Consider the following 671-nt stretch of genomic DNA (forward strand, 5'->3'; position numbering starts at 1 on the left):
TGGGCGAGAACCCGCTGCCGGTGCCTGCGCTTGCGGCAGCACTGGCCAGCCTGCGTGACCCGCAGCTGATCCCGCAGCGACGCCTGCAGAATGCCAAGGTCCGGCAGAGCACCATCGCCTGGCTGGGCAAGCGTGGCTTCCACTGCCTGCCGACGGAAGCGAACTGCTTCGTGGTGGATGTGCAACGTGACGGCGCCGCCTTCGCCAAGGCCATGGCGGACAACGGCGTGGTGATCGGCCGCAGCTGGCCGATCTGGCCGCAGCGCGTGCGCGTGACCGTGGGCACCGAGGAAGAGATGGCGCGCTTCCGCAGCGCGTTCGCGAAGGTGGCAGGCGTACCGGCCTGACCCTGTTGGTGGGGGGCGAACCTTGGTTCGCTCCATCCACGCATGGTGTGGATCTACTACTGGCAGAACCTTGGTTCGCCTCATCCACGCATGGCGTGGATGTACTGGTCTGGTGGGTGCCGACCGTTGGTCGGCACGCCAGGACCTGCTGCGCTTACCAGCGCGGGGTCTTTGTCAGCGGCGGGGCCTGGTGCTGGCGGTCATAGGCACGCAGCTCATCACGGATATGGGCGATGCGCTGGCGACCGAGTGCGTTGCGGCCGTCATCCAGTACCACGCCATCCAGCAGCTCGGCCATGCGCTGCCGACCGTGCAGCGCATGGC

2 protein-coding genes are annotated in these 671 nt (G+C 67.7%); one reads left to right on the forward strand and one right to left on the reverse strand.

Translation table 11 applies throughout. The features are described from left to right. The coding region (locus tag DBR20_RS22870; protein WP_258223263.1) for an aminotransferase class I/II-fold pyridoxal phosphate-dependent enzyme at positions 1–347 on the forward strand (347 nt) is incomplete at its 5' end. Between the two features lie 154 nt (positions 348–501). Here DBR20_RS22870 and DBR20_RS08740 read toward each other — a convergent pair. Continuing rightward, the coding region (locus tag DBR20_RS08740; protein WP_308812609.1) for a cell division protein ZipA C-terminal FtsZ-binding domain-containing protein at positions 502–671 on the reverse strand (170 nt) is incomplete at its 5' end.

It is taken from the genome of Stenotrophomonas sp. HMWF023 (assembly GCF_003060985.1).
Taxonomy (GTDB): domain Bacteria; phylum Pseudomonadota; class Gammaproteobacteria; order Xanthomonadales; family Xanthomonadaceae; genus Stenotrophomonas; species Stenotrophomonas lactitubi.